The sequence below is a fragment of the Mycobacterium asiaticum genome (assembly GCF_001673635.1).
GTDB classification, from domain to species: Bacteria; Actinomycetota; Actinomycetes; order Mycobacteriales; family Mycobacteriaceae; genus Mycobacterium; species Mycobacterium asiaticum_C.
The window spans coordinates 18,421-41,846 of record NZ_LZMH01000037.1 but is presented as its reverse complement, the minus strand read 5'-3'; the positions used below and the strand labels follow the sequence as shown (position 1 = coordinate 41,846).

The window sequence follows — 23,426 nt, the reverse complement described above, 5'->3', positions numbered from 1 at the left end:
TTGGCACATGTCGCGGAACGTGGGATGTCGCGCTTGGGGCAGCACCGAGCCTATGCCCAACCTGCGACGCGGATCGTCCTGAGTTCTGCTATGCAGGTACGCCCGTCGTGTTTCATGCGCGTCACTGCGCCCGCGGCGAGGTGCCTTCTTTTTCCTTGGTCGGTCGCAGCCGCTCTTCGAAAGCGCTCCATGTACAGGTTGTGCACGTTCCAGAACACCTGACCGTCTCGGTTCTCCCATGTCAGCCGAACGCGCATAGCGCGAAGCCAGCTATTGCGGGCTCGGTAGTCTGCCGCTCCCACCATTCGGCGAACAACTCTCCGGTTGGCTGCCACGTCCACCCGGCCGGTTTTGACGACTTTTCAGAGAGAGCGACTGTCGGTCCGCAAGTGCTGCGAGTCGTGCGTCCAGTGCGGCACGCTGAGGGGTGCCGTCGCGATAAGCCGGCGTGCCAACTTGGCTCGTCAAATCCATCAGCTCCGTATTTATCTCGGCTCGCTCTGCCGAGTAGTCCGAAGCCGAGTCCCAGACGCGTTCGAGGAATTCATGGCCGTCGCACATCTCAAGCATTCGTTCAGATACCACTGTCTCAGTATCGGCCAAGGGAACCGAGGTGTTGCCACAACGCTGTCTGTCTTGGACCGACGCGTATCGGTACCTCGGAGACCTTCCGACACCGCCCTTCACGCGGTAGGCAGGCCGATCGCATACGCCGCAATAGATCACGCGGAGGAGTAAGCCAGACGATCGCCTAGTCGGTTCCTTCCGGTTCTCGCGGTCTGCTGTTCGGCGCCCAGGCGGTCGAACACTTCGCGTGTGACGATCGGCCTAGCTCGTACAACGGGCGTCCCGTCGTCGTTCCGGACCGGTTGCTCAGGCTCGAACATCTTCTTGCCCTTTGCTATCCCGCTGTACGCGCCCCTGAGCGTCCAACAGCGGCTCGCGCGCTAAAACGGCATAGCCGAGGAGTGTCTGACTCATTAGCGCACGTTTCAGACCTGCCGAGTGCCATCCGTGGCCCCTCGCTTCCCGCCGCTGGGCCTCTGCGAAGCGATCCTTCGGAGTGAGGACTTTGCGATCGGTTAGGTCGTGGGCGACGGATCGGAGCGGTTCAACGGCCAGGACACGTTCAATGACTTCTTGGATGACCGCGACCTGTACAGGGTCCTGTATTAACCGCCACTCTCCGGTGTCGTTGGGGGGGAGGTAACCCCACGGCGGAGGTCCGCCCCGATACTTCCTGATCTGAAGTTGTGTCGGAATGCAGAGGCGTTGCGTTCGCTGATCGCGGCCTATTCCATCTCTGCGACCGTGGCGACCAGCAAGGCGATGATGTCCCCGAATCGGTAGAGAGGTCGAAATACGATTCCGTGGCCGATACCAGCATGACCGCATGGTCCCGGCACCACCGGACTCAAGTCCGCAAGGTCAAACAACCTACGGACGATCCGGTCGGCTCGGTAGAACACCAACACGTCGAACTCATACAGACGGTTCTTCGGCCGATCGCCTAGCTGCGGTCGGTCGAAGGGGATGTGGACCCTGCTGATACGTCCAAGTCCTCGGTGATACCGACGACTTCGTACCCACGCTCCTCGCACAGCTCACGGCAGGTAGCGCGCTGGCGTTCCGGGCTGGTCGTAGCGTCGGTCACGCGAGACAATCGCACCACGATAGGCGCTCTTGGCATGTTGTAAAATTACACAATCGACTATTCGAATGTTGACATCGAGGTCTTCATAACCCGCGCTGCAGCGTATTTCACTCGCGCTCACGAGAATCAGCTTGTACGCAACGCCCGATCCCCTGCCACGACCTAGACCGGGCGAAGTCTGGCTGGCCCGCAACGACTTTGTCGCTACAAGCCGGGCACAGAACATGGTCCTCCGGCCCGCCGCGCCCTGCTTACCCCGCGCGCTTCGCCAACCACTCCGCCTGCATGGTGAACAACCCCAACAACTCCGGCGCCGGGGTGTCGGGATCGAGTTCGCAATAGCGCCGGTACATGTTGACGACGATGCGTTCGGAATCCAGCCAGGAGGCGTACTCACCGAGGTCGACGGCATCGACGGCTTCGGCCAGCGACAGGCCCTTGCGGTGGGCCTCGTCCGCCTGCTCGGTGATGTGCACGAAATAGCCACGCACAGCGCGGATTCCGTCCGGGTCGGTCACCGGCCCATGGCCGGGCACCACAATCGGCGTGTCCAAAGCGATCATCGCGTCACACGCCGCGATCCAGTTGGCGATCGGCCCAGCCCACACGATCGGCGTGCAGCCGATGAACAGCAGATCCCCGCCGAACAGGACCCCGGCGTCGGGCACGTGCACCACCGAGTCGGCCGCGGTGTGCGCGGGTCCGAGATTGAGCAAGTGGACGTGCCTGCCGCCGACGCTGAGCGTCAGCGATCGATCGAACGTCTCATCGGCATTGCGCACCGTGATGCCGCTGAAATCGAAGTGCCCGAAGCGTTCCCGGGCATACGGGGTCGCAACCGGCCCGAGGTCGTCCGTCTGGAGAGCGACCAGCCTCTCCACGCCCTGGTCGTGCGCGATCTCGTCGAAGGTGCCTTGCGCGGCAATGATCCGCACGCCGGCATCCAGCAGTTGATTGCCGTGGGTGTGGTCGCCGTTGGAGTGGGTGATCAGTGCGTCGGTGATCGGCGCGCCCTCGGTGATCGGCCGCATTGCGGTCAGCATCTCGCGGGTCAGGGCGAGGTCGAACAGGGTGTCCACCAACAACGATGCGCCGTCACCGGCCACCAGACCGGCGTTGCTCCACCCGTATCCGCCGTCGGGCAGCGTCCAGGCCCACACTCGGTCGGCGACCTCGTGCAGCCCGCGGGTGTAGGGCACCTTTGCCGGCGCTGGATTCACCCGCGCCGCGATCGGCGCCGAAACCGGTGCCGCGGCAGACGGATTGGTCCTGGGCCGCAACGGAACCGGCTCCGGCGTGGCTCGCACGGTCTGCCGAGTGGAACCCAGACCTTCCACCTGCAGTGTCACCACGTCACCGTCGCGCAACCAGCCGGGGAAGGATTCCGGCTTGATCAAATGCTCGACGAGCGTGCAGGTCGGCGCGGTGCCGGACCCGATCACATCCCCGGGTTGCAGCGGCACGCCGCGCGACATGTACGAAATGACCTCGCCGAACGTCCAGTCCATGGCGGCGGTGGACCCCGAACCGATCACGGTGTCGTTGACCAGTGCCTGCACCTGCAGGCTCAGCTTGCCGTCCCGCCGGAACGGTTCCAGCTCGTCCGCGGTGACCAGGTACGGGCCCAGGGTGACGCCGCTGTCCTTGCCCTTGGCCTGTCCGATCCGCAGCTGCCCTTCCAGCGCCTGCAGGTCTCGGGCCGACCAGTCGTTGAAGATCATGTAGCCGACGATCGCCGCCTCGGCCTGGTCGACCGTCAGGTCTTTGCCGGCGGTGCCGATCACCGCGGCGACCTCCAATTCGAAGTCCTGCCAGACACTGCCGGGCGCCATCGGGGCGTCGTCGTAGGGTCCCAACACCGTTGCGGGACAGGCGAAGTAGAACGCCGGGATGCGGTACCAGGCGTCGGCCAGGACGCGACCACCGCCGGTGGCCTCCTGGCAGTTGCGCATGTGGTCAAGGAAGCACAGCGAGTCGCGGATCGACGGTGGGCGAGGGATCGGCGCACCCAGCGTCACCGACCCGAGCGCCACCACCGCGGCCGGTGACCGCAACGCCTCCTCGCCGGCGGCACGCAGGCCGTCGGGACCCAAGCCGATCAACCCGAGCAGCGTCTGCCCCGCCGCAAGCGCATGGATCTGCTCACCGGAGAGCACCCCGACACGTTCGCCGTCCGCACCGCGATAGGTAACCCATTTCATTCGCGCACTACCTCACTTGGTTTCTTGTCCGGCCGCAGTCCGCGCCAACTCGATTGGCGCAACCGGTTGTCCGGCGTCCATTCGCTGTAGCGCACCTCGCCGACCAGAACCGGCTCGACAAACGTGACGCCTCGCGCCTCTCGCCTGGGAAGCGCTGGGTGGAAGGGTGATTCGTCGGTGTGCAGCGGTGCCAGCGTCTTCTTCAGGTTGGCCAGTTCGCGGTCGGTGAACCCGGTGCCCACCCGGCCGACGAACTCCAGCCCGTCGGGTCCGGGGATGCCCAGCAGCAGCGCGCCGATACCGCTGCTGCGTCCGCCTTCACCGACTCGCCACCCGCCGATCACCACTTCCTGGGTGTTCCAGTTCTTGTCCTTGATCCAGGACGCCGAGCGCCGGCCCGGCTGATAGCTGGAATCCCGCTTCTTGGCGACCACCCCTTCCCACCCCTGTGTGCGGGAATACTCGAGCGCGTCGGGACCGTCGCCGGGCAGCAGGTCGGGGACGATGAGTTCGCTTGCGCTGGCGAGGGTTTCCAGCAGCTTGCGCCGGTCGGAATACTTGGCTCGCAACAGCGAACGCCCGTCCAGGTAGAGCAGGTCGAAGGCCCAGAATTCGATCCGGGTCGCCCGAACCCGGTTCTGCATTTCGTTGAAGCTCGGCACGCCGGCGGAAGTAAGTGCCACCACCTCACCGTCGAGAATCACCCGATGATCGGCGAGATCGGCGGCCAGCGACTGTAATTGGGGGTATTCCTTGGTCATGTCGCGCCCGCTGCGGGACCGCAGCCGCAGCGTGCCGTGGTCCGCGTCGACCAACAGTCGGTATCCGTCCCACTTGCCCTCGAATGCCCACTGTCCCTTCTTGAGCCGCGCGACCGACCCGTGCGTGGCGAACATCGGGGTGAGCGCGTCGAAGTCGAAGACGTTCTGGTCCTTCATCCGGTGCGCCAGCCACTGGTCACCCTTGGTCTGGATCAGCGCGTACCGACCCGAGATCCGGCTGCCGTGCAGGTTGACGATGACCTCTCCTTTTTCAGGCTCGTCGCGGAACTTCTCCGCCTCGTACGTCCCCGAATCCCAGATGATCACCTTGCCGCCGCCGTACTCCCCCTTGGGAATGTTGCCCTCGAACGAGGCGTATTCCAGCGGGTGGTCTTCGGTGTGGACGGCCAGGTGGTTTACCGACGTCGTCTCGGGCAGGTTCTTCGGCACCGCCCAGGACACCAGCACACCGTCACGTTCCAGCCGGAAGTCGTAGTGCAGGCGACGCGCGTGGTGCTCCTGAATGACGAACGTATTGTTCTGTCCGGTGGTGGGTTTCGAGCGCGGGACGGGTTCGGGGGTCTTGGAGGCGTCCCGCATGTTGCGGTACTTGCTCAGCCGGTCCGGCAGCAGCACACCGGGATCCAGCGGTGCGATCAGGTCGCCGTCGCGAGCCACCCGGGCCAGCACCTCGTCGAAACGAAGCTGGCGCAACCCGCGGTCGTCTAGCTCTTCCCAGGTGCGCGGCGCTGCGACCGTCGGATGCTCGCGTCCGCGTAGCGAATACGGCGCGATGGTGGTTTTCGCACCGTTGTTCTGGCTCCAGTCCAGAAAAATCTTGCCGGCCCGCACATTCTTGGCCATCACCGAGGTGACGAGCTTGGGCATGGCCTTCTCCAGTTGCTGCGCAACACGTTTGGCCAGCACGGTGGCCCCGCGGCTACTCACTGGCTCATCGAGCGGCGCGTACAGGTGCAGCCCCTTGCTGCCGCTGGTGAGCGGGTAGGTGGTCAGGCCGATGTCAGCCATCATGTCCCGCACCGCACGCGCGACCCGCGCCAGTTGGGCCATCGATACACCCTCGCCGGGGTCCAGGTCGAACACCAACCGGGTCGCCGGTCCCGGTTTGAGGGTCTCCCCGCTGCGGGTCCACTCCGCGACGAACCGCCACTGCGGCACGTGCACCTCCAGCGCCGCCTGCTGGGCGATCCAAGCCAGCCCGTCAACGCTGTCGATGATCGGGTACGTCGTGGTGCCCGACCGGTGCGTGATGCTCGCGCGCGGCAGCCAATCGGGAGCCGAGGACGCCAACTGTTTCTCGAAGAACGCCGGCTCCTCGACGCCGTTGGGCCAGCGCTTGCGGGTGGCGGCGCGGCCCGCGATGTGCGGCACCATCACCTCGGCGATGCTGGTGTAGTAGTCGAAGATCTCCCGCTTGGTGGTCCCGGTCGCGGGATACAGCACCTTGTCGGCGTTGGTCAGCTTGACCTGCTGCACCTGTGCCGAACCCATAGTGCCAACGTAACGTGTCGGGCATGGGACAAGGCTCATGAAGGGCCTGGTGATCGGCGAGGCCCTGATCGACATCGTCAAGGGACCCAGGGGCGGTGAGCACGTTGGTGGCAGTCCGCTCAACGTTGCCGTCGGGCTGGCGCGGCTGGGCCGCGGCGTCGACTTCTTGACCCACATCGGCGACGACGCTGCCGGCCGGCGCATCGCGGATTGCCTGAAAGATGCTGGTGCTCATCTCCTTCCGACCAGCGTCACCGCGACGCGCACCCCCACCGCGGTGGCAACCATCGCGGCGGACGGCTCGGCCGACTATTCGTTCGACCTGGATTGGCGGCTCACCGGGACACCGCCGGTGCCGCCGCCGCTGTTCGTGCACACCGGCTCGATCGCGGCGGTGCGCGAACCGGGTTGCTTGGCGGTGGCCGCCCTACTGGACGCTTACCGGGTCTCCGCGACCATCACCTTCGACCCCAACGTGCGACCGTCCGTGGTCGTCGACCGCGACCAGGCGCGGGAACGCATCGACAAGCTCGTCGAGCGCAGTGACATCGTCAAGGTCAGCGACGAGGATTTGCGCTGGCTTGCCCCCGACCGGGCTCCGCAGGACACGGCCCGCAGTTGGCTGGCCTGCGGGCCGGCGCTGGTGGCGCTGACCATGGGCGAGCGCGGCGCGATCGGATTCTGCGCGGCCGGGCAGGTGCTGGTGCCCGCCCATCCGCAGCAGGTGGTGGACACCGTCGGCGCGGGCGACGCGTTCATGGTCGGGCTGCTCGACGGTCTCTGGGAACTCGGCTTGCTGGGCGGTGACCGGCGCAACGCCCTGCACCGGATCGAGCTCGGCGAGCTGACGGCGGTGCTTGAGTTGGCGACGGCGGCGTCGGCCCTGACCGTCACCCGTGCCGGCGCGGACCTACCGGATCGCGCCGCGCTCAACGCCTCAAGGGGTTATTGAGACTCGCACGGGGCATACTGACGAAATGCGCTCCATTTGGAAGGGCTCTATCGCCTTCGGGCTGGTGAACGTGCCGGTCAAGGTGTATTCGGCCACCCAGGACCACGACATCAAATTTCATCAGGTGCATGCCAAGGACAACGGCCGCATCCGGTACAAGCGGGTCTGCGAGGTGTGCGGCGAAGTCGTCGAGTACAGCGACATCGCCCGGGCCTTCGAATCCGACGACGGCCGATCGGTGGTGATCACCGACGACGACATCGCCACCTTGCCCGAGGAGCGCAGTCGCGAGATCGAGGTGCTCGAGTTCGTCCCGGCCAGCGAGGTCGACCCGATGATGTTCGACCGCAGCTACTTCCTGGAGCCTGATTCCAAATCATCCAAATCCTATGTACTACTGGCCAAGACGCTTGCCGAAACGGACCGGATGGCGATCGTGCATTTCTCGCTGCGCAACAAAACTCGGCTGGCCGCCCTGCGCGTCAAGGATTTCGGCAAGCGCGACGTAATGGTGATCCACACCTTGTTGTGGCCCGACGAGATCCGTGACCCCGACTTCCCGGTGCTGGACAAGGAAGTCGACATTAAGCCGGCCGAGCTGAAGATGGCCGGCCAGGTGGTGGAGTCGATGGCCGACGATTTCAATCCGGACCGCTACCACGACACCTACCAGGAGCAGCTGCAAGAACTGGTAGACGCGAAACTCGAAGGCGGAGAGGCTTTTACGGTCGAAGAACAGCCAACCGAGCTGGACGAGACCGAAGACGTGTCAGATCTGCTGGCCAAGTTGGAAGCCAGCGTGAAGGCCCGCTCGGGCAACGGCGGCGCCACCACCAACGCCCCGGCGAAGAAGGCGGCAGCCAAGAAAGCGCCCGCCAAGAAGTCACCGGCGAAGAAGTCCCCGGCAAAGAAATCACCGGCCAAGAAAGCCGGTTCCAAAGCGGCGTCGAAATCTTAAGAAACCTTGACCGGCACGGGGTCACCAGTGACATTCTTTGTTCATCTTCGCCCGTGTTCGGTTATCGCCTGCGTTAGCTTGTCGCTCGTGTTCGGTTAGAGGAGTTGCCGTGAAGTTCACTCGACCTGGCGTCGCCCTGAGTCTGCTCGTTGCCGTCGCCCTGGTGCTCTCGGGATGCGGCGGCAACTCCGGCAACACAGCCTCCTCGTCCGGAACCAGTAGCACGCCGGTAGTACCGGTCAACTGTGGAGGCAAGAAGAAGATCCTCGCTGCCGGCTCGACCGCGCAGAAGAACGCGATGGAGCAGTTCGTGTACGCGTTCATCCACGCCTGCCCGGGCCACACGTTGGACTACAACGCCAACGGCTCGGGGGCCGGTATGAAGGCGTTCCTCAGCAGTCAGGTGGACTTGGCGGGCTCTGACTCGCCGATGAATCCGGACAAGGGCGAACCCGACCGCGCCCGGGAGCGCTGCAGTTCGCCGGCATGGGACATCCCGGTGGTGTTCGGCCCTATTGCGGTCACGTACAACATCAACGGCATCAATTCGCTCAGCCTGGACGGGCCGACCATCGCCAAGATCTTCAACGGGGCAATCACCAAGTGGGACGACCCGGCGATCAAGGCGCTGAACAAGAGCACCAACCTGCCCCCAACTCCGATCCACGTCGTCTTCCGCGCCGACCAGTCCGGAACCACCGACAATTTCCAGAGATATCTGGACGCGGCGTCCAACGGCGCCTGGGGCAAAGGCACCGGCCAGGCGTTCAACGGCGGCGTCGGCGAGGGCGCCACCGGCAACGACGGCACATCGCAGGCGATGAAGCGCACGGACGGCTCGATCACCTACAACGAATGGTCGTTCGCCGTCGGCCACCAGCTGAACATGGCGCAAATCATCACTTCCGCGGGCCCCGAAGCGGTGTCGATCAGTGCCGAAACCGTCGGCAAGACCATCGCCGGGGCGACGTTCAAGGACGGCACCGACCCGAATGATCTGATCGTCGACACCTCATCGTTCTACCGGCCGACGCAGGCCGGTGCCTACCCGATCGTGTTGGTCACCTACGAGATCGTGTGCTCGAAGTATCCCGATACTCCGACCGGCCAGGCGGTAAAGGCGTTCATGCAAGCCACAATTGGCGACGGTCAGATCGGCCTCGACGAGTACGGGTACATTCCGTTGCCCAACAACTTCCAGTCGAAGCTGGTCCCGATCGTGAACGCCATCGGATGACCGGCAGTCACCGTCCCGGTTGAGCGGGACCCGTTGGGGGGCGGTCGGTTCCGCCGCCTGGGCCATCGGAGTCCTTCGTATCTCGGCCACCCGTACCGAATTGCGAACGGCCAGAGCCACTCTGGACAGAGGAGACGATCGCGCGGACCGGGTCGCACAGCGGTGGTACGACAGCAAACCCGGGACCGGCGTTACTCACTCGTGATTCAAAATTCACTGTGAGTGGCGCCATTTTGTTGTGTGCCCGCTCTGTGAGGATTTACCGTGTGTTAACCATCAGATTCGGCGGTGCACAGTCGGCCGGAATGTCGTCGGGTGGCGAAGGGAGCATCGACGGTGACCAACACCGGTTCGGAATCGCGGGTGGGTTCCCAGTTCGGTCCCTACCAGTTGGTGCGCCTGATCGGCCGCGGCGGGATGGGTGAGGTCTACGAAGCCGAGGACACCCGGAAGCACCGGGTGGTCGCGCTGAAGCTGATCTCGACGCAGTATTCCAACAATCCGGTGTTTCGCGCCCGCATGCAGCGAGAGGCCGACACCGCAGGCAGGCTCACCGAACCGCACATCGTGCCGATCCACGATTACGGCGAGGTCGAAGGTCACTTCTATGTGGAGATGCGGCTGATCGACGGCGTATCGCTGCGTTCGATGCTGACCCAGTTCGGCCCGCTGACCCCGGCCCGCGCCGTAGCCATCGTGCGCCAGATCGCCGCCGCCCTGGACGCCGCGCACGCCAGTGGCGTGACCCATCGCGACGTCAAGCCGGAGAACATCCTCATCGCGGCCAACGACTTCGCCTACCTGGTGGACTTCGGCATCGCCCGCGCAGCCCACGACCCCAACCTCACCCAGAGCGGTATGGCCGTCGGCACCTACAGCTATATGGCCCCGGAACGGTTCACCGGAGACGACGTCACCTACAAGGCCGACATCTACGCGTTGGCCTGTGTGCTGGGTGAATGCCTGACCGGGGCGCCGCCCTACCGCGCCGACAGCGTCGAGCGGTTGATCGCCTCCCACCTGATGGAGCCGATCCCGCGGCCCAGTGTGCTGCGGCCCGGGCGGGTGCCCGAAGCCCTGGACCAGGTGATCGCGAAGGGGATGGCCAAGAACCCGAACCAGCGCTACATGACCGCGGGCGATCTTGCCGAGGCGGCCCACGACGCACTGACCGCGCCGGAGCAGCGCCAAGAGGCCACCATCCTGCGCCAGGGCGACAACCAAACGCTGATCGCGCCCGTCGTCGATCCGAGCCTGAACACTGGTTGGACGAACTCCAACGCGTCCGCTCCGCAGCAATACTCGGCTCCTCACCAGCAGTACAGCGACCCCGCGACCATGCGCGCGCCGGTCCCCCCGATGCATACCGGCGACGAGACGATGGCCCAGCCGCTGCCGTCGAATACCGGCGGGTGGCGGCAGCGCCCGCAGCAGAACTCGGACCAGTACACGCAGGCCGCCCCCGCCGCGCCGACCGCGTGGGCCGGCAGCCAGCCTGGCGTCGCTTCCGGACCCGGCTTCGGTGGTCCGCCGTCCTATCAGCAGTCGTCGCAGCCGCATCCGCTGACCACGCCGCAGTCCACGCCCCCGCCGCGGCGCAAATCACGCAAAGGCCTGATCATCGGTGCTTTGGCCGCCGTCGTGCTGATCGTGATCGCGGCAGTCACCGGGTTCCTGATTTTCGGCGGCGAGGACAAGAAGGACTCTGGCCCCACCGTAGCGGGCGGTGCGCAGGTGCTGCCGTTCAATGGGCTCAACTTCCGCTTCGCGCCGGGCGGTGTGTCGGTCGACGGCAACGGCGTCGTCTACGTCACCAACCAGACCATGTACGGCCGGGTGGTGGCGCTGCCCGACGGGTCGTCGTCGCCAACGGTCAAGCCGTTCAACGGCCTTTACGAGCCGCAGGGCATCGCGGTGGACGGCGCCGGCAAGATCTACGTCAGCGACTTCAACAACCGGGTGGTGTCGTTGTCGGCCGGTTCGAACAACCAGGTCGTGCTGCCGTTCGATGGGCTGAACTACCCGGAGGGTGTCGCGGTTGACGCGCAGGGCAACGTGTACGTGGCCGACCGTGGCAACAACCGGGTGGTGAAGTTGGCTGCCGGCAGCAACCAGCAGACCGAGGTGCCGTTCCAGGGTCTGAAGAATCCCGACGGGGTGGCCGTCGACAGCGACGGCAACATCTACGCCACCGACACCGACAACAACCGGGTGCTCAAGCTGGACGCCGGCACGTCGAATCAGACGGTGTTGCCATTCAGCGGCATCAGCGCACCGTGGGGCATCACGGTGGACGGCGCCGGCGCCGTCTACGTCACCGAACACGACAACAACGTGGTGGCGAAATTGCCGGCTGGGGGGACCGCCTCGGTCGAGTTACCGTTCACCGGCTTGAACACCCCGTTGTCGGTAGCGGTGGACAAGAAGGGCAACGTCTACGTCGCCGACCGCGGCAACGGGCGGGTGCTGCGGCTTGCGCAGTCGTAGCTAGCGAAAGTCGGAGCTAGCGGAAGATGCCGAAGCCCTGAGCGGCGGAGGCGAAGATGTTGCGCAGCAGGCCGCGGGTCGCCACCAGCTTGATTCCGGCGGCGATCAGATTGATCAGGGCCACAATGATGATCAGGGTCAGCGCCGCGCCCCAGACGCGCAGGAAGCCGGCGTGTTCGGGGTTGGTCAGCTCGGTGTAGATCAGCAGCGGCAGCGAGGCCATGTTGCCCTCGAAGATGTCGACATTGATCGATCGGCTGTACCCAACGAGCACCAGCACCGGGGCGGTCTCGCCGATGACGCGCGCTACGGCCAGCAGCACACCGGAGACGATGCCGGGCATCGCGATCGGGAACACGATCCGCACGATCGTCTTCCATTTCGGGACACCCAACGCGTAGCTGGCTTCCCGCAATTCGTCGGGCACCAGCCGCAACATTTCCTCGGTGGAGCGAACCACCACCGGCAACATCAGCAGTACCAGCGCGAACGACACGGCCAGTGCGCTCTGCTCGAATCCGAGGGTGGCGATCCACAGGCTGAAGACGAACAGGGCGGCGACGATCGAGGGCACCCCAGCCAGCACGTCGACCATGAATGTCGTCAGCCGGGCCATGCGACTGTTGCCGTATTCGACGAGATACACCGCGGTCATCAGGCCCAGCGGCACAGCGATCAGCGCCGCCACACCGGCTTGTACCAACGACCCGTACAGCGCGTGGTAGATGCCGCCGGCGAACTCCTCAGGCAGCACGCCGCGCAACGAGTGGGTCCACCAGTCGACGTGGACGACGGCCTGCCAGCCCCGTGCGATCACCACCCACAACAGCCAGACCAACGGCACCAAAGCCACCGCGAACGAGGCGAGGAAAAACGCCGTCGCGAGCCCGTTCTTGACCCGCCGCCACGTACTAAGCGGGCGGAACACGACCGTTTTGACCGGCCGGTCGAGCGCGTCAACAGTCATCAGCGTCTCACCCGTTGACCTTTCCGCCCGCGATCGCCCGGGCGGCGGCGTTCACCATGAAGGTCAGCACGAACAGTGCGAACCCGGCCGAGATATACGCTCCCGTCGGCAGCGGCTGGCTGAATTCGGAAGCGGCCGAAGCGATTTTGGAGGCGAACGTGTAGCCGCCGTCGAACAACGACCAATTGCCCGGTTTGGCGGCCGAGCGCAGGATGATCAGCACCGCGACGGTCTCGCCCAGAGCGCGGCCCAGTCCCAGCATCGAAGCGGCCACCACGCCACTGCGGCCGAACGGCAGCACGGTCATCCGCACCACCTCCCATTTCGTCGCACCCAGCGACTGGGCCGCTTCGATCTGCATCAGCGGCGTCTGCCGGAAGACTTCTCGCGACACGGAAGTGACGATCGGCAGGATCATCACCGCCAGCACGATGCCGGCGGTGAAGATGGTTCCGCCGCCGGCCAGCGAGACGTTGCCCTTCGCAAACAGCGGGATCCAGTACAGGTTGCGGTTGAGGAACTCGGCCAGTGGCTGCAGCTTCGGAGCCAACACGAAGATCCCCCACAACCCGAAGATGATCGACGGCACCGCGGCCAGCAGGTCCACCATCGCGCCGAACGGGCGCGACATCCTGCTCGGTGCGTACTGCGTGATGAACACCGCGATGCCAACCGCGATCGGCACGGCCAGCACCAAGGCGGTGAACGAGCTCAGCACCGTCACCATGAACAAGTCCCGGATGCCGAACGCCAGCCGATCGCCAGAGGTGTCGAACTTGGGACTGGTGAAGAAATTCACGTGGTTCGCGCGCAGCGACGGGATCGCCCGGACCAACAGGAACACCGCGATCAGCACGATCGCCACCACGATGGTGGAACCGGCTGCCGAGGCGAGCAGTTTGAACAGGCGGTCGGCCCGTCGCGATGCGCGCGCGTCTACCTCCGCTAGCGCAGCTTTAGCTAGCGGGGTGGTTACCACATGAACCTCAGATCAGGAGATGGCGTTGACTGCGGTCGACAACCTCGACTTGAAGGAGTCGGGGATCGGGACATATCCGTTGTCGCCCAGACCGTTCTGACCCCCGCCGATCGTCGACTGCAGGAAAGCCTTCACGGCCGTCCCGACGTCCGCGGCCGGGTACTTCGAGCAGACGATCTCGTAGGTGGCCAGCACGATCGGGTACGAGCCCGGCTGCGTCGGCCGGTAGAACGAGAGCGTATCGAGCACCAGGTCGTTGCCTTGCCCGGAGATGGTGGCACCGGAGATGGTCTTGCCGACCGAGTCGGTGCCGATCGCCACGGGCTCTGGACCGGCCGAGGTGATGATCTTGGCCATGTTCAGCTTCTGGCCCTGGGCGAACGACCACTCGTTGTAGGTGATAGACCCTTCGGTGCTCTTGATCGCGGCGGATGTCCCGTCGTTGCCCTTGGCGCCCTCACCGACTCCACCCTTGAAAGCCTTTCCTGCGCCCTTGCCCCATGCGCCGTTGGAGGCCGCGTCGAGGTAGCGCTGGAAATTGTCGGTGGTACCCGACTCGTCGCTACGGAAGACGACGTGGATGGGCGTCGCAGGCAGGTTGGTGCCGGAGTTCAGTGCCGCGATAGCGGGATCGTTCCAGGTGGTGATGCCGCCGCTGAAGATCTTGGCCAGGGTGGGCCCGTCCAAATTCAGCGAGTCCACCCCGTAGAGGTTGTAGGTGACCGCGATGGGGCCGAAAACCACCGGCAGGTTCCAGGCGGGCGATCCTCCGCAGCGCTGCTGAGCGGTGCCTGCCTCCTCTTTGCTCAGCGGGGAGTCCGAACCGCCGAAATCGGTTTGGTTCCCGTTGAACTCGCTGATGCCGGCGCCCGACCCGTTACCGGTGTAGTTGAGGGTTTGGCCGGGGCAAGCCGATTCGAAAGCCTTGACGAACCGGGTCATCGCGTTTGCCTGGGCGGTCGAGCCGCTGGCCTTCAGCGTCTTCTTACCACCGCAATTCACGTTGGCCGCTGCCGACGAACCACCGGATGAACCCTGGCCTCCGCCGCCTGCGTTGTTGTCGCTACCACACGCCGAAAGAACCAGTGCCCCTGAAGCCAGGACCCCCAGTGCGGCGCCAAATCGGTTGAGTTTCAATTCAGTTCCTAACGGTAGTGATGAAACATACTAGCCGCCGCCCCTCCACTGCGGCCGTCAACCAGCCCCTTTCCTCGCTGCTCTGCAGCTACATTAACAACACGTAACTTGCCTTGGAAGGGGCGCAGTTTCGGCGGCTGCCGTGCACGAAGACAGCCGTGGCCGTCGTTGCACACGACTGCTGTGCCAAACTAGAACCTGTTACAGAAATCCCCCGGGACGGGCGGACGCCGCTGCTGTTTCGGCCGACAACTGAAGAGAGGCCGCAGTGATCCTCGACAGGTTCCGTCTGGACGACAAGGTCGCCGTCATAACCGGCGCCGGCCGCGGCCTCGGCGCGGCCATCGCGCTGGCTTTCGCCGAGGCGGGCGCCGATGTGGTCATCGCATCGCGCACCCAAGCTCAGCTGGACGAGGTTGCCCAGCAGGTCCAGGCCGCCGGCCGGCGCGCGCATGTCGTGGCCGCCGACCTGGCTCATCCCGAGGACACCGCGAAGCTGGCCGGCGCGGCCGTCGAGGCGTTCGGGAAGCTGGACATCGTCGTGAACAATGTCGGCGGTTCGATGCCGAACACACTGCTGACCACGTCGACCAAGGACCTCAAGGACGCGTTCACCTTCAACGTCGGCACCGCCCATGCATTGACCGTTGCCGCGGTGCCGCTGATGCTCGAACACTCCGGTGGCGGCAGCATCATCAACATCACGTCGGCGATCGGCCGATTGGCCGGACGGGGCTTCGCGGCCTACGGCACGGCCAAAGCCGCGCTGTCGCACTACACCCGGCTCACGGCACTGGACCTGTGCCCACGGATCCGGGTCAACGCGATCGCCCCGGGCTCGATCCTGACCTCAGCGTTGGACGTGGTGGCCGGCAATGACGAACTGCGCGAGCCGATGGAGCGGGCGACACCGCTGCGCCGCCTCGGCGATCCGGCCGACATCGCTGCTGCCGCAGTGTATTTGGCTTCGCCGGCCGGCGGCTTCTTGACCGGCAAGACATTGGAGGTCGACGGCGGGCTGACCTTCCCCAACTTGGAGATACCTGTTCCCGATCTATGAGGTAACGGCCCGTCGACCTGGAAGTGTGTGCGGTTGAGGGCATTTCGAGGTTGCATTGCCGGGCGTGTCGGTTTCCGTGGGGATTGTGTCCGCTACGCCATACCCGACCCATCGCGGCAGGGTGCAGACTGAAGCATCACGGCGATAGGGGAACGTCATGCCCAAACGAAGGGTGCTGATCACCGGAGCGTCCAAAGGGATCGGCCGCGCGGTGGCCGACCGGGTGGCCGCAAGCGGAAATGAACCGATCGGCCTGGCGCGGACCGCGCCCACGGATTTTCCGGGACCGTTTTATCCAGTCGACCTGGCCGACCAGGCGGGCACGGCGGCGACGTTGCAGCAAGTGCTGGCCGACGGCACGGTCGACGCGGTGGTGAACAACGTCGGGTTCGCGCGGTTCGGCCGCATCGGCTCGATCGAGCTGGACGACCTCTTCTCGACCTATGACCTCAACGTGCGCACCGCGGTGCAGGTGGTGCAAGCGGCGCTGCCGGGCATGACCGCGGGCGGATGGGGTCGAATCGTCAATGTCAGCAGCCTGACAACGCTCGGGACCCGGGAGCGCACCCCATACGCCGCGGCGAAGGCAGCGCTGGAAACCTGCACCCGCATCTGGGCCGCGGAACTTGCGGCGGCCGGCATCACCGTGAACGCTGTCGCACCAGGCCCGATCGAGACGGAGATGTACCGCGAGCGCAGCCCGGCTGGGTCCGAGCGCGAGGCCCGCCTGCTCAGCGCCATCCCGATGGGCCGGGTCGGCACGCCGGCGGAGATCGCGCACGTGACTTGCGCGTTACTGGATGAAGACGCCGGATACCTGACGGGCCAGGTGTTGCGCGTGGACGGCGGCGGCAGCATCAGCGCCGGGTAGGCGGGCGGCGGCCCGCAGCACCGTCCCGGAGCGTTTCGGATACCCTCACTTTTTTATTCGGAATCGCTTCCTCGACTGCCGAAGGCTGGTGCATTGGCGCAGGAGACCGCAACCTCGGAACGGGCGAGCTGGTACCTGCTGGGGCCCGCGTTCGTCGCCGCCATCGCCTACGTGGACCCGGGCAACGTCGCGGCCAACGTCAGCTCCGGCACCCAGTTCGGCTACCTGCTGCTGTGGGTCATCGTCGCCGCCAACGTGATGGCCGGCCTGGTGCAATACCTGTCGGCAAAACTCGGATTGGTCACCGGGCGTTCGCTTCCCGAGGCGATCGGCGAGCGCATGGGGCGATCGGCCCGGCTCGGGTACTGGGCGCAAGCCGAGATCGTCGCGATGTCCACCGACGTTGCCGAAGTGATCGGCGGGGCGGTCGCGCTGCGCATCCTGTTCGGCCTGCCGTTACCGGTCGGCGGGCTGATCACCGGTGTGATCTCGCTGCTGCTGTTGACCATCAAGGACCGCCGCGGCCAGCGCCTGTTCGAGACGGTCATCACCGGGTTGCTGCTGATCATCGCCGTCGGCTTCACCGCCAGCTTCTTCGTCGCGACACCCCCGGCCGGCGACGTGCTGGGCGGGCTGGTGCCGCGCTTCCAAGGCACCGAAAGCGTGCTGCTGGCGGCGGCCATCCTGGGCGCCACCGTGATGCCGCACGCGGTGTACCTGCATTCGGGGCTGGCCCGAGACCGGCACGGGCATCCCGCGCCCGGGCCGACCCGACGACGGCTACTGCGCATCACCCGTTGGGACGTCGGAGTGGCCATGGTGATCGCCGGCGGGGTCAACGCCGCGATGCTGCTGGTCGCCGCCTACAACATGCGCGGTCACGGGGATGTCGGTTCCATCGAGGCTGCCTACGGGGCGGTCCGCGACACCATGGGCCCGACGATCGCGGTGCTGTTCGCCGTCGGGCTGCTCGCGTCGGGGCTGGCATCCTCATCGGTAGGGGCATACGCCGGCGCCATGATCATGCAGGGGCTGTTGCACTGGTCGGTGCCGATGCTGGTGCGCCGCCTGGTCACGCTGTGCCCGGCGATCGCCCTGCTGGCACTGAACGTCGATCCCACCCGCACGCTGGTGCTCTCGCAGGTGGTGTTGTCGTTCGGCATTCCGTTCGCGGTGCTCCCGCTGATCAGGCTGACCGGCAACCATGAACTCATGGGCGCCGATACCAACCACCGGGCCACGACCATCGTTGGCTGGGGCGTCGCGGTGATGATTAGTCTGCTTAACGTGGCGCTGATCTACCTCACCGCGACGGGCTGATGCCGGTCCGCCGGCACCCCTACTTCGCATACGGCTCAAACCTGTGCGTGAACCAGATGGCGAGACGCTGTCCGGACGCCATCGACCCGCGACCGGCGGTGCTGTGCGATCACGGCTGGCTGATCAACCAGCGCGGCGTGGCCACCGTCGAGCCGTCCGCGGGCAATGAGGTGCACGGTGTGGTGTGGCAGATCTCCGACCACGACCTGACCGTCCTGGACAGCGCCGAAGGAGTGCCGGTGCGATACCGGCGCGACGAGCTGACCGTGCACACCGACACCGGTCCCGAGCCGGCTTGGGTGTACATCGACCACCGGGTGACACCCGGCCCGCCCCGCCCTGGATACCTCTCGCGGATCATCGGCGGTGCCACCCAGCACGGGCTGCCGCAACGCTGGATCGACTTTCTGCACCGCTGGGACCCCGCCCGGTGGCCGCAACCCTTGTCACCGAATGGCATTGGGCCGCGGTCCCTTTCGGAGTTGCTCGGGGAACCGGGGATGGTCGAGGCGAGCCGGCTGCGGTCCCGCTTCGGGTTTCTGGCCATTCACGGCGGTGGACTGGAACAGATGACCGACGTGATCGCCGAGCGGGCCGCCGAGGCCGTCGACGCCTCGGTATATGTGCTGCGCCACCCCGACCGATACACCCACCACCTGCCGTCTTCGCGATTCGATCCGGCCGAATCCGCGCGGCTGGCTGAGTTCCTCGAACACGTCGAGGTGGCCGTGTCGCTGCATGGGTACGGCCGGATCGGACGCGAGACGCAACTGCTGGCCGGCGGGCGGAATCGCGAGCTGGCCACGCATGTGGCTGAACATGTTCGGTTGCCCGGGTATCAAGTGATCACCAATCTCGAGGTGATACCCGGGGAATTGCGGGGCCTGCATCCGGACAACCCGGTGAACCGAGTTCGCGGCGGCGGTACCCAGCTGGAATTGCCGGTCCGGGTCCGAGGGCTCAGCCCGCGCAGTCGCCTGCCGGGTCCGGACGGTTTGTCACCGGTAACTGCCGGATTGATCAAAGGTTTGGCGGCCGCGGCGCGGTCGTGGCAGGTTTCTTCCCGTCGTTGAATGGAGTTGTTGGTGGCCAAGGATTTTCGCTTCGGCGTGAGCATTCGCTACTTCAAGTCTCGCGAGGCTTTGGTGGAGACGGCGAAGCGAGCGGAAGATCTTGGTTTCGATATCCTCTGCGTGCCAGACCACCTCGGTGCGGCCGCGCCGTTTCCGACGCTGACCGCGGCCGCGATGGTCACCGAGCGGATCCGGCTGAGCATGTACGTGCTCAACGCCGCCTTCTACAAGCCGGCGCTGTTGAGCCGGGACATCGGGGCCCTCGACCTACTCAGCGACGGCCGGTTGGAGGTGGGCCTCGGAACCGGTTACGTGCGTGAGGAATTCGAGGCTGCCGAGCTGCCGTACCCGAGCGCAGGAGCGCGCGTCGACTATCTGGAACACATGACCGCCTACCTCAAGGAGCACCACCCCCGGGTGCCCATCATGGTGGCCGGCAGTGGTGACCGGGTGATGACCCTGGCCGCACGGCACGCCGACATCGTCGCGCTGACCGGGGCGCGGGTGCGAGACGTCGACGACCCGCTGGGCGAGCGCATCGACTTCGTCCGCGCCGCCGCCGGCGAGCGGTTCGAGGCGCTCGAGTTGAACCTGGTGATCACCGCGGTGCCGCGCGAGGGTGAGACGGTCCCCAACCTGTCGCTGACCCGCCGTAACGCGCCGGACTTGTCCGACGAACAGCTGCTGGCTATGCACTCGGTGCTCAGCGGGACTCCCCACGAGATGGCCGAGAAACTGTCGAGCCACCGGGAGAAGTACGGGATCACCCACTTCACCGTGCAGGACAACCACATCGATAACTTCGCCAAAGTGATCGCCGAACTGCGCTGAGGCCCGGCCTTTCGGGCGACCGGTAAGCTCAGCGGGTCCGCCCCCGTAGCTCAGGGGATAGAGCACGGCTCTCCTAAAGCCGGTGTCGCAGGTTCGAATCCTGCCGGGGGCACTTACCTGGTTTATTACGTCGGCTGATGCTTGACAGTTGTTTCGGTTGATCCTTGACACTACTGATCAGCCCGCGACGCGCGGGGCCCCATTAAATCTCAGGCAATCACGGCAGCAGGTTCCTCAGGCCTAACAACCCGGATGCAAAGCGCTGCCAAAATTGAGCAAGCCGGAGTTGCCGCCGGCCCAGTCCTGAACAATGTTCGAGACTCCAACGTTTCCGATGCCCGACGTCACGCCGACGGTCTTGTGTTCAAGCCAGCGGGTTTATGTCCGGCTTCTTCAACACCGCGGCCGCGCGCTCGGCCACGAAAACCCGACACTTGTTACAGCCGGGCGAACAATGCTTACAGCAACTATTGCATAGTGCTATGATTACAGCAGGGTCTCGCATGCCCGGTCGCTGTGTCGGAGGGTGGGTATTGGCAGTGAAAATCGCGATCAGCGGCGCCGGAGTGGCAGGTCCCACTCTCGCGTACTGGTTGCGCCGCATCGGCCACGAGCCGACCTTGATTGAGCGGGCGAAGCACTTTCGCACCGGCGGGTACGTCATCGATTTCTGGGGGTCGGGCTACCGAGTGGCGAAACGGATGGGTCTCGAGACGGCCATCCGCGACGCCGGGTATGAGATGCAGTCGCTCCGTTCGGTCGGCCGGGACGGTGAGCTCTTGGCCAGTCTGGAGGTGGACGGATTTCGGCGGGCAGCCGGCGGGGAGTTCACCACCGTGGCGCGCGGCGACCTAGCTGGTGCCATCTATGGCGCTATCGAGCGCGACGTCGACACGATCTTCGATGACAGCATCACGGCGATCAACCAGCACCCGAACGGGGTCAGTGTGAGCTTCGCGCGATCGGAGAGTCGCGATTTCGACCTCGTCATCGGCGCCGACGGTCTGCACTCCAATGTGCGTCGGCTGGCATTTGAACCCGAGCACGACGCCGAACGCTATCTTGGCTGCCTTGTCGCGGCCGCCGTGGTGGATGGATATCGGCCGAGGGATGAATTGGTATACGTCACTTACAGCCGACCGGGCCGTTCAATCGCCCGATTCGCGCTGCGCGGCGACCGCACCCTGTTCCTGTTCGTTTTCCGCTCCGAGGAACGCCGTGTTCCCGACGATTCCGAAGCGCGAAAAGCGTTGCTGTGGCGCGAATATTCCGAGGCGGGCTGGGAATGCAAGCACATCCTCGGAACCCTCGACGATAGCGACGACCTCTACTTCGACGTAGTCGGCCAAATTCGCCTAGACCGCTGGTCGCGGGACAGAGTTGCGTTAGTGGGCGATGCTGCCGCATGCGTATCACTCCTTGCGGGCGAGGGCACGGGTCTGGCCATGACCGAGGCCTACGTGCTGGCCGGGGAACTTCAGCGCGCGCAAGGCGATCACCAGCGTGCATTTCACGCGTACGAGACACGAGTGCGCCCCTTCGTCGAAGGGAAGCAAACCAACGCGAAGAAACTCCTTCCCGTCTTCGCAACGAAGACGGAGTTGGGGATCCGGGTCCGCCATGTGGTGATGCGAGCAATGAATTTCCGCCCAGTGGGCAACCTGCTCGTCGCTCGTAACCTGCGCGACGACATCGACTTGCCCAACTATCCGATGTGACACCGCCCGACGGGCACAAGAAATTCGCAAGAATCACGCGAAGATCCGGCATGCGCGCCCCGCAAAGCTGAGCTCAACAAAGCCACGCACGAAAGGCAGAGAACGTTGAGCTCTTCGGTGAAGCAAATTACGGCTTGGGTCGTGCTGTCCGGCGGCCTGGCGACGCTGTCCCTGGGGTTGACCCAAGCCACCGCAGCGGCGCAGCCCGCGCCGATGGTGTGTCAGGACGGGAGCACCACGCCGAGCCCGACCAACAGTTGCACGTACCAATGGTGTCCGGGCTCACCGGAAATGAAGCACATGCCGGACTGGGACCGCAGCGTGTGCCACCCCTGGTATTTCGACGAGAACAGCCCCTTGACCGACTCGGTCATCATCGAAGGCTTTCCGCCTCCGCGGCCGCCGTCGCTGCAATGCATTCCTATCCTGACCTGCCGGCCGTGAGGGATCCGTAGGCACCCGGGGGGAAGAGAGAAAGGAATCAACGATGATTCGCTTGGCGCGGTTCTTGACAACCGCAATCGCAGCCGGATGGGCCCTGGCAGCGGCCGGCGTGGGCTCGGGGGTTGCCCACGCTGACGGGGAACGGCACTGGTGTCCCGGCGACGACCCACGTGGGGAGCCGGGCGGCGCGTTCATCACCAGCCCACCGAATTGGGACTGGAATGTGTGCCACGTCTACTACATCGTCCCGGCCGGGCAGGGGAATGTGTCGCCGGGGATTCTGGCTGATGCGCCGCCACCGCCACCGCCGGTGGTGTGTTGGGCGCTGTTCATTCCGAAGCCCTGCTGACCAAGGTGCTCGCCAGGCGCGCGCCGACCGTGGGCCTGAAGTAGGAACACTGGCCGAAACATGTGCACGAGCCACACGTTCGGCGACGTCGGAAACGCGAAGGAACGCTAAGCCGCCTTGGCGTCGAGGTCCTCGGGCTCATCGACCGGATCGACAGCGCGTAGCCGTCTCGTCTGGCTGTGGATCGCCCCGACGGCCGCAACGACCACGCAGATCCCGGCGGGCAGGATCAGCGCGTACCCACCGAACCGCGCACCGGCCAGCAACCCGAACACCCCACCTGCGAGGAACAGGACGAATGTGGCCGACAGGATCATGGCCTTCCACTTCTCGATCCCATGCACCCGACTCCGGCCGATCATCAGGCCGAGGTCGGTGATGGTCCCGGTGAAGTGCGTAGTACGCACGGCCATACCGCGGAAGTTAGAGGTCAAAGCGTTCTGCATGCCCAACGCGGCCGCGGTCACCACGGCATGGACGACGGACGGCTCGATACCCACTGCTTTGATCTGCGTCTTGAGTCCGGCGACTTCCAGTCCGGTGGCCACCAGCAACAGCAGGATCGCCTCAAGTATCAAGACTGCCGCTTGACGTGGTCCTAGCAATGCCCGGGTCGGCGCGAGAACCGCTCCGGCGACCGCGGCCCCGACCAAGAATCCCAACACGATCCCTGCCAGCAGATGACCCTCATAGAGCCAGGGGTTGGCAGTGTTCATACCCAGCTGAGTCGTGACCGCCGTGACGTTACCCACCGGGAAGGCGAAAATCAGGATGCCGACTGCGTTCACGAAGCCCGCCGTCAGTGCGAGCACGGCACTGAAAATCAAGACCAACTTGGGCGAAGCGGACTCGCCGCAAACAGCGGCATCCTTCCGCGGCGACATCGTTCCCCCCATACCCAATGAGATATTACTT

20 protein-coding genes and 1 tRNA gene are annotated in these 23,426 nt (G+C 65.2%); 12 read left to right on the top strand and 9 right to left on the bottom strand.

Translation table 11 applies throughout. The features are described 5' to 3' along the window. Positions 1-270: 270 nt before the first annotated feature. The 4 genes from A5645_RS29260 to A5645_RS10330 all read right to left on the bottom strand — a co-directional run bounded on the left by A5645_RS29260 (position 271) and on the right by A5645_RS10330 (position 6,128). Positions 271-687, bottom strand: a complete 417-nt coding sequence (locus A5645_RS29260; protein WP_366663761.1) for a hypothetical protein — start codon at positions 685-687, stop codon at positions 271-273. 823 nt (positions 688-1,510) lie between these two features. Beyond that, a complete protein-coding gene (locus A5645_RS28610; protein ID WP_253866921.1) occupies positions 1,511-1,690 on the bottom strand; it encodes a recombinase family protein in 180 nt (59 codons plus the stop codon). 215 nt (positions 1,691-1,905) lie between these two features. Next, a complete protein-coding gene (locus tag A5645_RS10335; protein ID WP_065129431.1) occupies positions 1,906-3,855 on the bottom strand; it encodes a fumarylacetoacetate hydrolase family protein in 1,950 nt (649 codons plus the stop codon). Continuing rightward, entirely contained in the window at positions 3,852-6,128 is a 2,277-nt protein-coding gene (locus tag A5645_RS10330; RefSeq protein WP_065129430.1) for an ATP-dependent DNA ligase, read from the bottom strand. The genes A5645_RS10335 and A5645_RS10330 overlap by 4 nt, the downstream gene beginning before the upstream one ends. Positions 6,129-6,165: 37 nt before the next feature. On the opposite strand from A5645_RS10330, the gene A5645_RS10325 reads away from it, so the two are divergent. The 4 genes from A5645_RS10325 to A5645_RS10310 all read left to right on the top strand — a co-directional run bounded on the left by A5645_RS10325 (position 6,166) and on the right by A5645_RS10310 (position 11,762). Beyond that, positions 6,166-7,080, top strand: coding sequence for a carbohydrate kinase family protein (locus A5645_RS10325; protein WP_065129429.1), 915 nt, complete (start codon positions 6,166-6,168; stop codon positions 7,078-7,080). 25 nt (positions 7,081-7,105) lie between these two features. After that, positions 7,106-8,038, top strand: coding sequence for a non-homologous end joining protein Ku (gene ku / locus A5645_RS10320; protein ID WP_065036072.1), 933 nt, complete (start codon positions 7,106-7,108; stop codon positions 8,036-8,038). A 109-nt stretch (positions 8,039-8,147) separates the two neighbouring features. Then, complete coding sequence (pstS, locus tag A5645_RS10315) at positions 8,148-9,275, top strand: phosphate ABC transporter substrate-binding protein PstS (protein ID WP_065036071.1); 1,128 nt, start codon at positions 8,148-8,150, stop codon at positions 9,273-9,275. A gap of 336 nt (positions 9,276-9,611) precedes the next feature. Next, positions 9,612-11,762, top strand: coding sequence for a serine/threonine-protein kinase PknD (locus tag A5645_RS10310; RefSeq protein ID WP_065129428.1), 2,151 nt, complete (start codon positions 9,612-9,614; stop codon positions 11,760-11,762). A gap of 16 nt (positions 11,763-11,778) precedes the next feature. Here the strand turns inward: A5645_RS10310 and pstA are convergent, their stop codons facing one another. From pstA to pstS (A5645_RS10295), 3 genes are read right to left on the bottom strand one after another with little or no spacing between them, the layout of a single operon-like run. Continuing rightward, complete coding sequence (pstA, locus tag A5645_RS10305; protein WP_065036069.1) at positions 11,779-12,729, bottom strand: phosphate ABC transporter permease PstA; 951 nt, start codon at positions 12,727-12,729, stop codon at positions 11,779-11,781. A gap of 7 nt (positions 12,730-12,736) precedes the next feature. Then, positions 12,737-13,708 carry a phosphate ABC transporter permease subunit PstC gene (gene pstC / locus A5645_RS10300; RefSeq protein ID WP_065036068.1) on the bottom strand — a complete coding sequence of 324 codons (972 nt, stop codon included), beginning with the start codon at positions 13,706-13,708 and terminating at the stop codon, positions 12,737-12,739. A 12-nt stretch (positions 13,709-13,720) separates the two neighbouring features. Beyond that, a complete protein-coding gene (pstS, locus tag A5645_RS10295; RefSeq protein ID WP_065036067.1) occupies positions 13,721-14,845 on the bottom strand; it encodes a phosphate ABC transporter substrate-binding protein PstS in 1,125 nt (374 codons plus the stop codon). Between the two features lie 268 nt (positions 14,846-15,113). On the opposite strand from pstS (A5645_RS10295), the gene A5645_RS10290 reads away from it, so the two are divergent. The 7 genes from A5645_RS10290 (at position 15,114) to A5645_RS10260 (ending at position 21,718) form a co-directional block, all read left to right on the top strand. Continuing rightward, positions 15,114-15,905: an SDR family oxidoreductase gene (locus A5645_RS10290; RefSeq protein WP_065036066.1), complete on the top strand. Its 792-nt coding sequence runs from the start codon at positions 15,114-15,116 to the stop codon at positions 15,903-15,905. Positions 15,906-16,062: 157 nt separating this feature from the next. Continuing rightward, positions 16,063-16,776 (top strand): SDR family oxidoreductase, encoded by a 714-nt coding sequence (locus A5645_RS10285; RefSeq protein WP_065129427.1) that lies wholly within the window; start codon positions 16,063-16,065, stop codon positions 16,774-16,776. Positions 16,777-16,815: 39 nt separating this feature from the next. Continuing rightward, positions 16,816-18,096 carry an Nramp family divalent metal transporter gene (locus A5645_RS10280; RefSeq protein WP_414467358.1) on the top strand — a complete coding sequence of 427 codons (1,281 nt, stop codon included), beginning with the start codon at positions 16,816-16,818 and terminating at the stop codon, positions 18,094-18,096. Beyond that, positions 18,096-19,169, top strand: coding sequence for a poly-gamma-glutamate hydrolase family protein (locus A5645_RS27690; RefSeq protein WP_065033828.1), 1,074 nt, complete (start codon positions 18,096-18,098; stop codon positions 19,167-19,169). The genes A5645_RS10280 and A5645_RS27690 overlap by 1 nt, the downstream gene beginning before the upstream one ends. Positions 19,170-19,175: 6 nt before the next feature. Continuing rightward, positions 19,176-20,000 (top strand): LLM class F420-dependent oxidoreductase, encoded by an 825-nt coding sequence (locus A5645_RS27685; RefSeq protein WP_155767957.1) that lies wholly within the window; start codon positions 19,176-19,178, stop codon positions 19,998-20,000. Positions 20,001-20,039: 39 nt separating this feature from the next. Further along, positions 20,040-20,112, top strand: a tRNA-Arg gene (locus tag A5645_RS10265). A gap of 427 nt (positions 20,113-20,539) precedes the next feature. Beyond that, a complete protein-coding gene (locus A5645_RS10260; protein ID WP_065129426.1) occupies positions 20,540-21,718 on the top strand; it encodes an FAD-binding domain in 1,179 nt (392 codons plus the stop codon). 221 nt (positions 21,719-21,939) lie between these two features. Here the strand turns inward: A5645_RS10260 and A5645_RS27680 are convergent, their stop codons facing one another. Then, positions 21,940-22,092 (bottom strand): hypothetical protein, encoded by a 153-nt coding sequence (locus A5645_RS27680; protein WP_155767950.1) that lies wholly within the window; start codon positions 22,090-22,092, stop codon positions 21,940-21,942. Positions 22,093-22,205: 113 nt separating this feature from the next. On the opposite strand from A5645_RS27680, the gene A5645_RS27675 reads away from it, so the two are divergent. After that, the gene (locus A5645_RS27675; RefSeq protein WP_155767949.1) at positions 22,206-22,511 is read left to right on the top strand and encodes a hypothetical protein; all 306 of its coding nucleotides are present in this window, start codon (positions 22,206-22,208) and stop codon (positions 22,509-22,511) included. A gap of 107 nt (positions 22,512-22,618) precedes the next feature. Here the strand turns inward: A5645_RS27675 and A5645_RS10255 are convergent, their stop codons facing one another. Beyond that, positions 22,619-23,395: a YoaK family protein gene (locus A5645_RS10255; RefSeq protein WP_065033834.1), complete on the bottom strand. Its 777-nt coding sequence runs from the start codon at positions 23,393-23,395 to the stop codon at positions 22,619-22,621. Positions 23,396-23,426 lie beyond the last annotated feature (31 nt).

What these genes read in the sequence shown, in the direction of transcription:
- A5645_RS28610 (WP_253866921.1), bottom strand. Translation starts at nt 1,690, where the DNA reads ATGCCAAGAGCGCCTATCGTGGTGCGATTGTCTCGCGTGACCGACGCT.
- A5645_RS10335 (WP_065129431.1), bottom strand. Translation starts at nt 3,855, where the DNA reads ATGAAATGGGTTACCTATCGCGGTGCGGACGGCGAACGTGTCGGGGTG.
- A5645_RS10330 (WP_065129430.1), bottom strand. Translation starts at nt 6,128, where the DNA reads ATGGGTTCGGCACAGGTGCAGCAGGTCAAGCTGACCAACGCCGACAAG.
- A5645_RS10325 (WP_065129429.1), top strand. Translation starts at nt 6,166, where the DNA reads ATGAAGGGCCTGGTGATCGGCGAGGCCCTGATCGACATCGTCAAGGGA.
- ku (WP_065036072.1), top strand. Translation starts at nt 7,106, where the DNA reads ATGCGCTCCATTTGGAAGGGCTCTATCGCCTTCGGGCTGGTGAACGTG.
- pstA (WP_065036069.1), bottom strand. Translation starts at nt 12,729, where the DNA reads ATGACTGTTGACGCGCTCGACCGGCCGGTCAAAACGGTCGTGTTCCGC.
- A5645_RS10285 (WP_065129427.1), top strand. Translation starts at nt 16,063, where the DNA reads ATGCCCAAACGAAGGGTGCTGATCACCGGAGCGTCCAAAGGGATCGGC.
- A5645_RS27690 (WP_065033828.1), top strand. Translation starts at nt 18,096, where the DNA reads ATGCCGGTCCGCCGGCACCCCTACTTCGCATACGGCTCAAACCTGTGC.
- A5645_RS27680 (WP_155767950.1), bottom strand. Translation starts at nt 22,092, where the DNA reads ATGACCGAGTCGGTCAAGGGGCTGTTCTCGTCGAAATACCAGGGGTGG.
- A5645_RS27675 (WP_155767949.1), top strand. Translation starts at nt 22,206, where the DNA reads ATGATTCGCTTGGCGCGGTTCTTGACAACCGCAATCGCAGCCGGATGG.
- A5645_RS10255 (WP_065033834.1), bottom strand. Translation starts at nt 23,395, where the DNA reads ATGTCGCCGCGGAAGGATGCCGCTGTTTGCGGCGAGTCCGCTTCGCCC.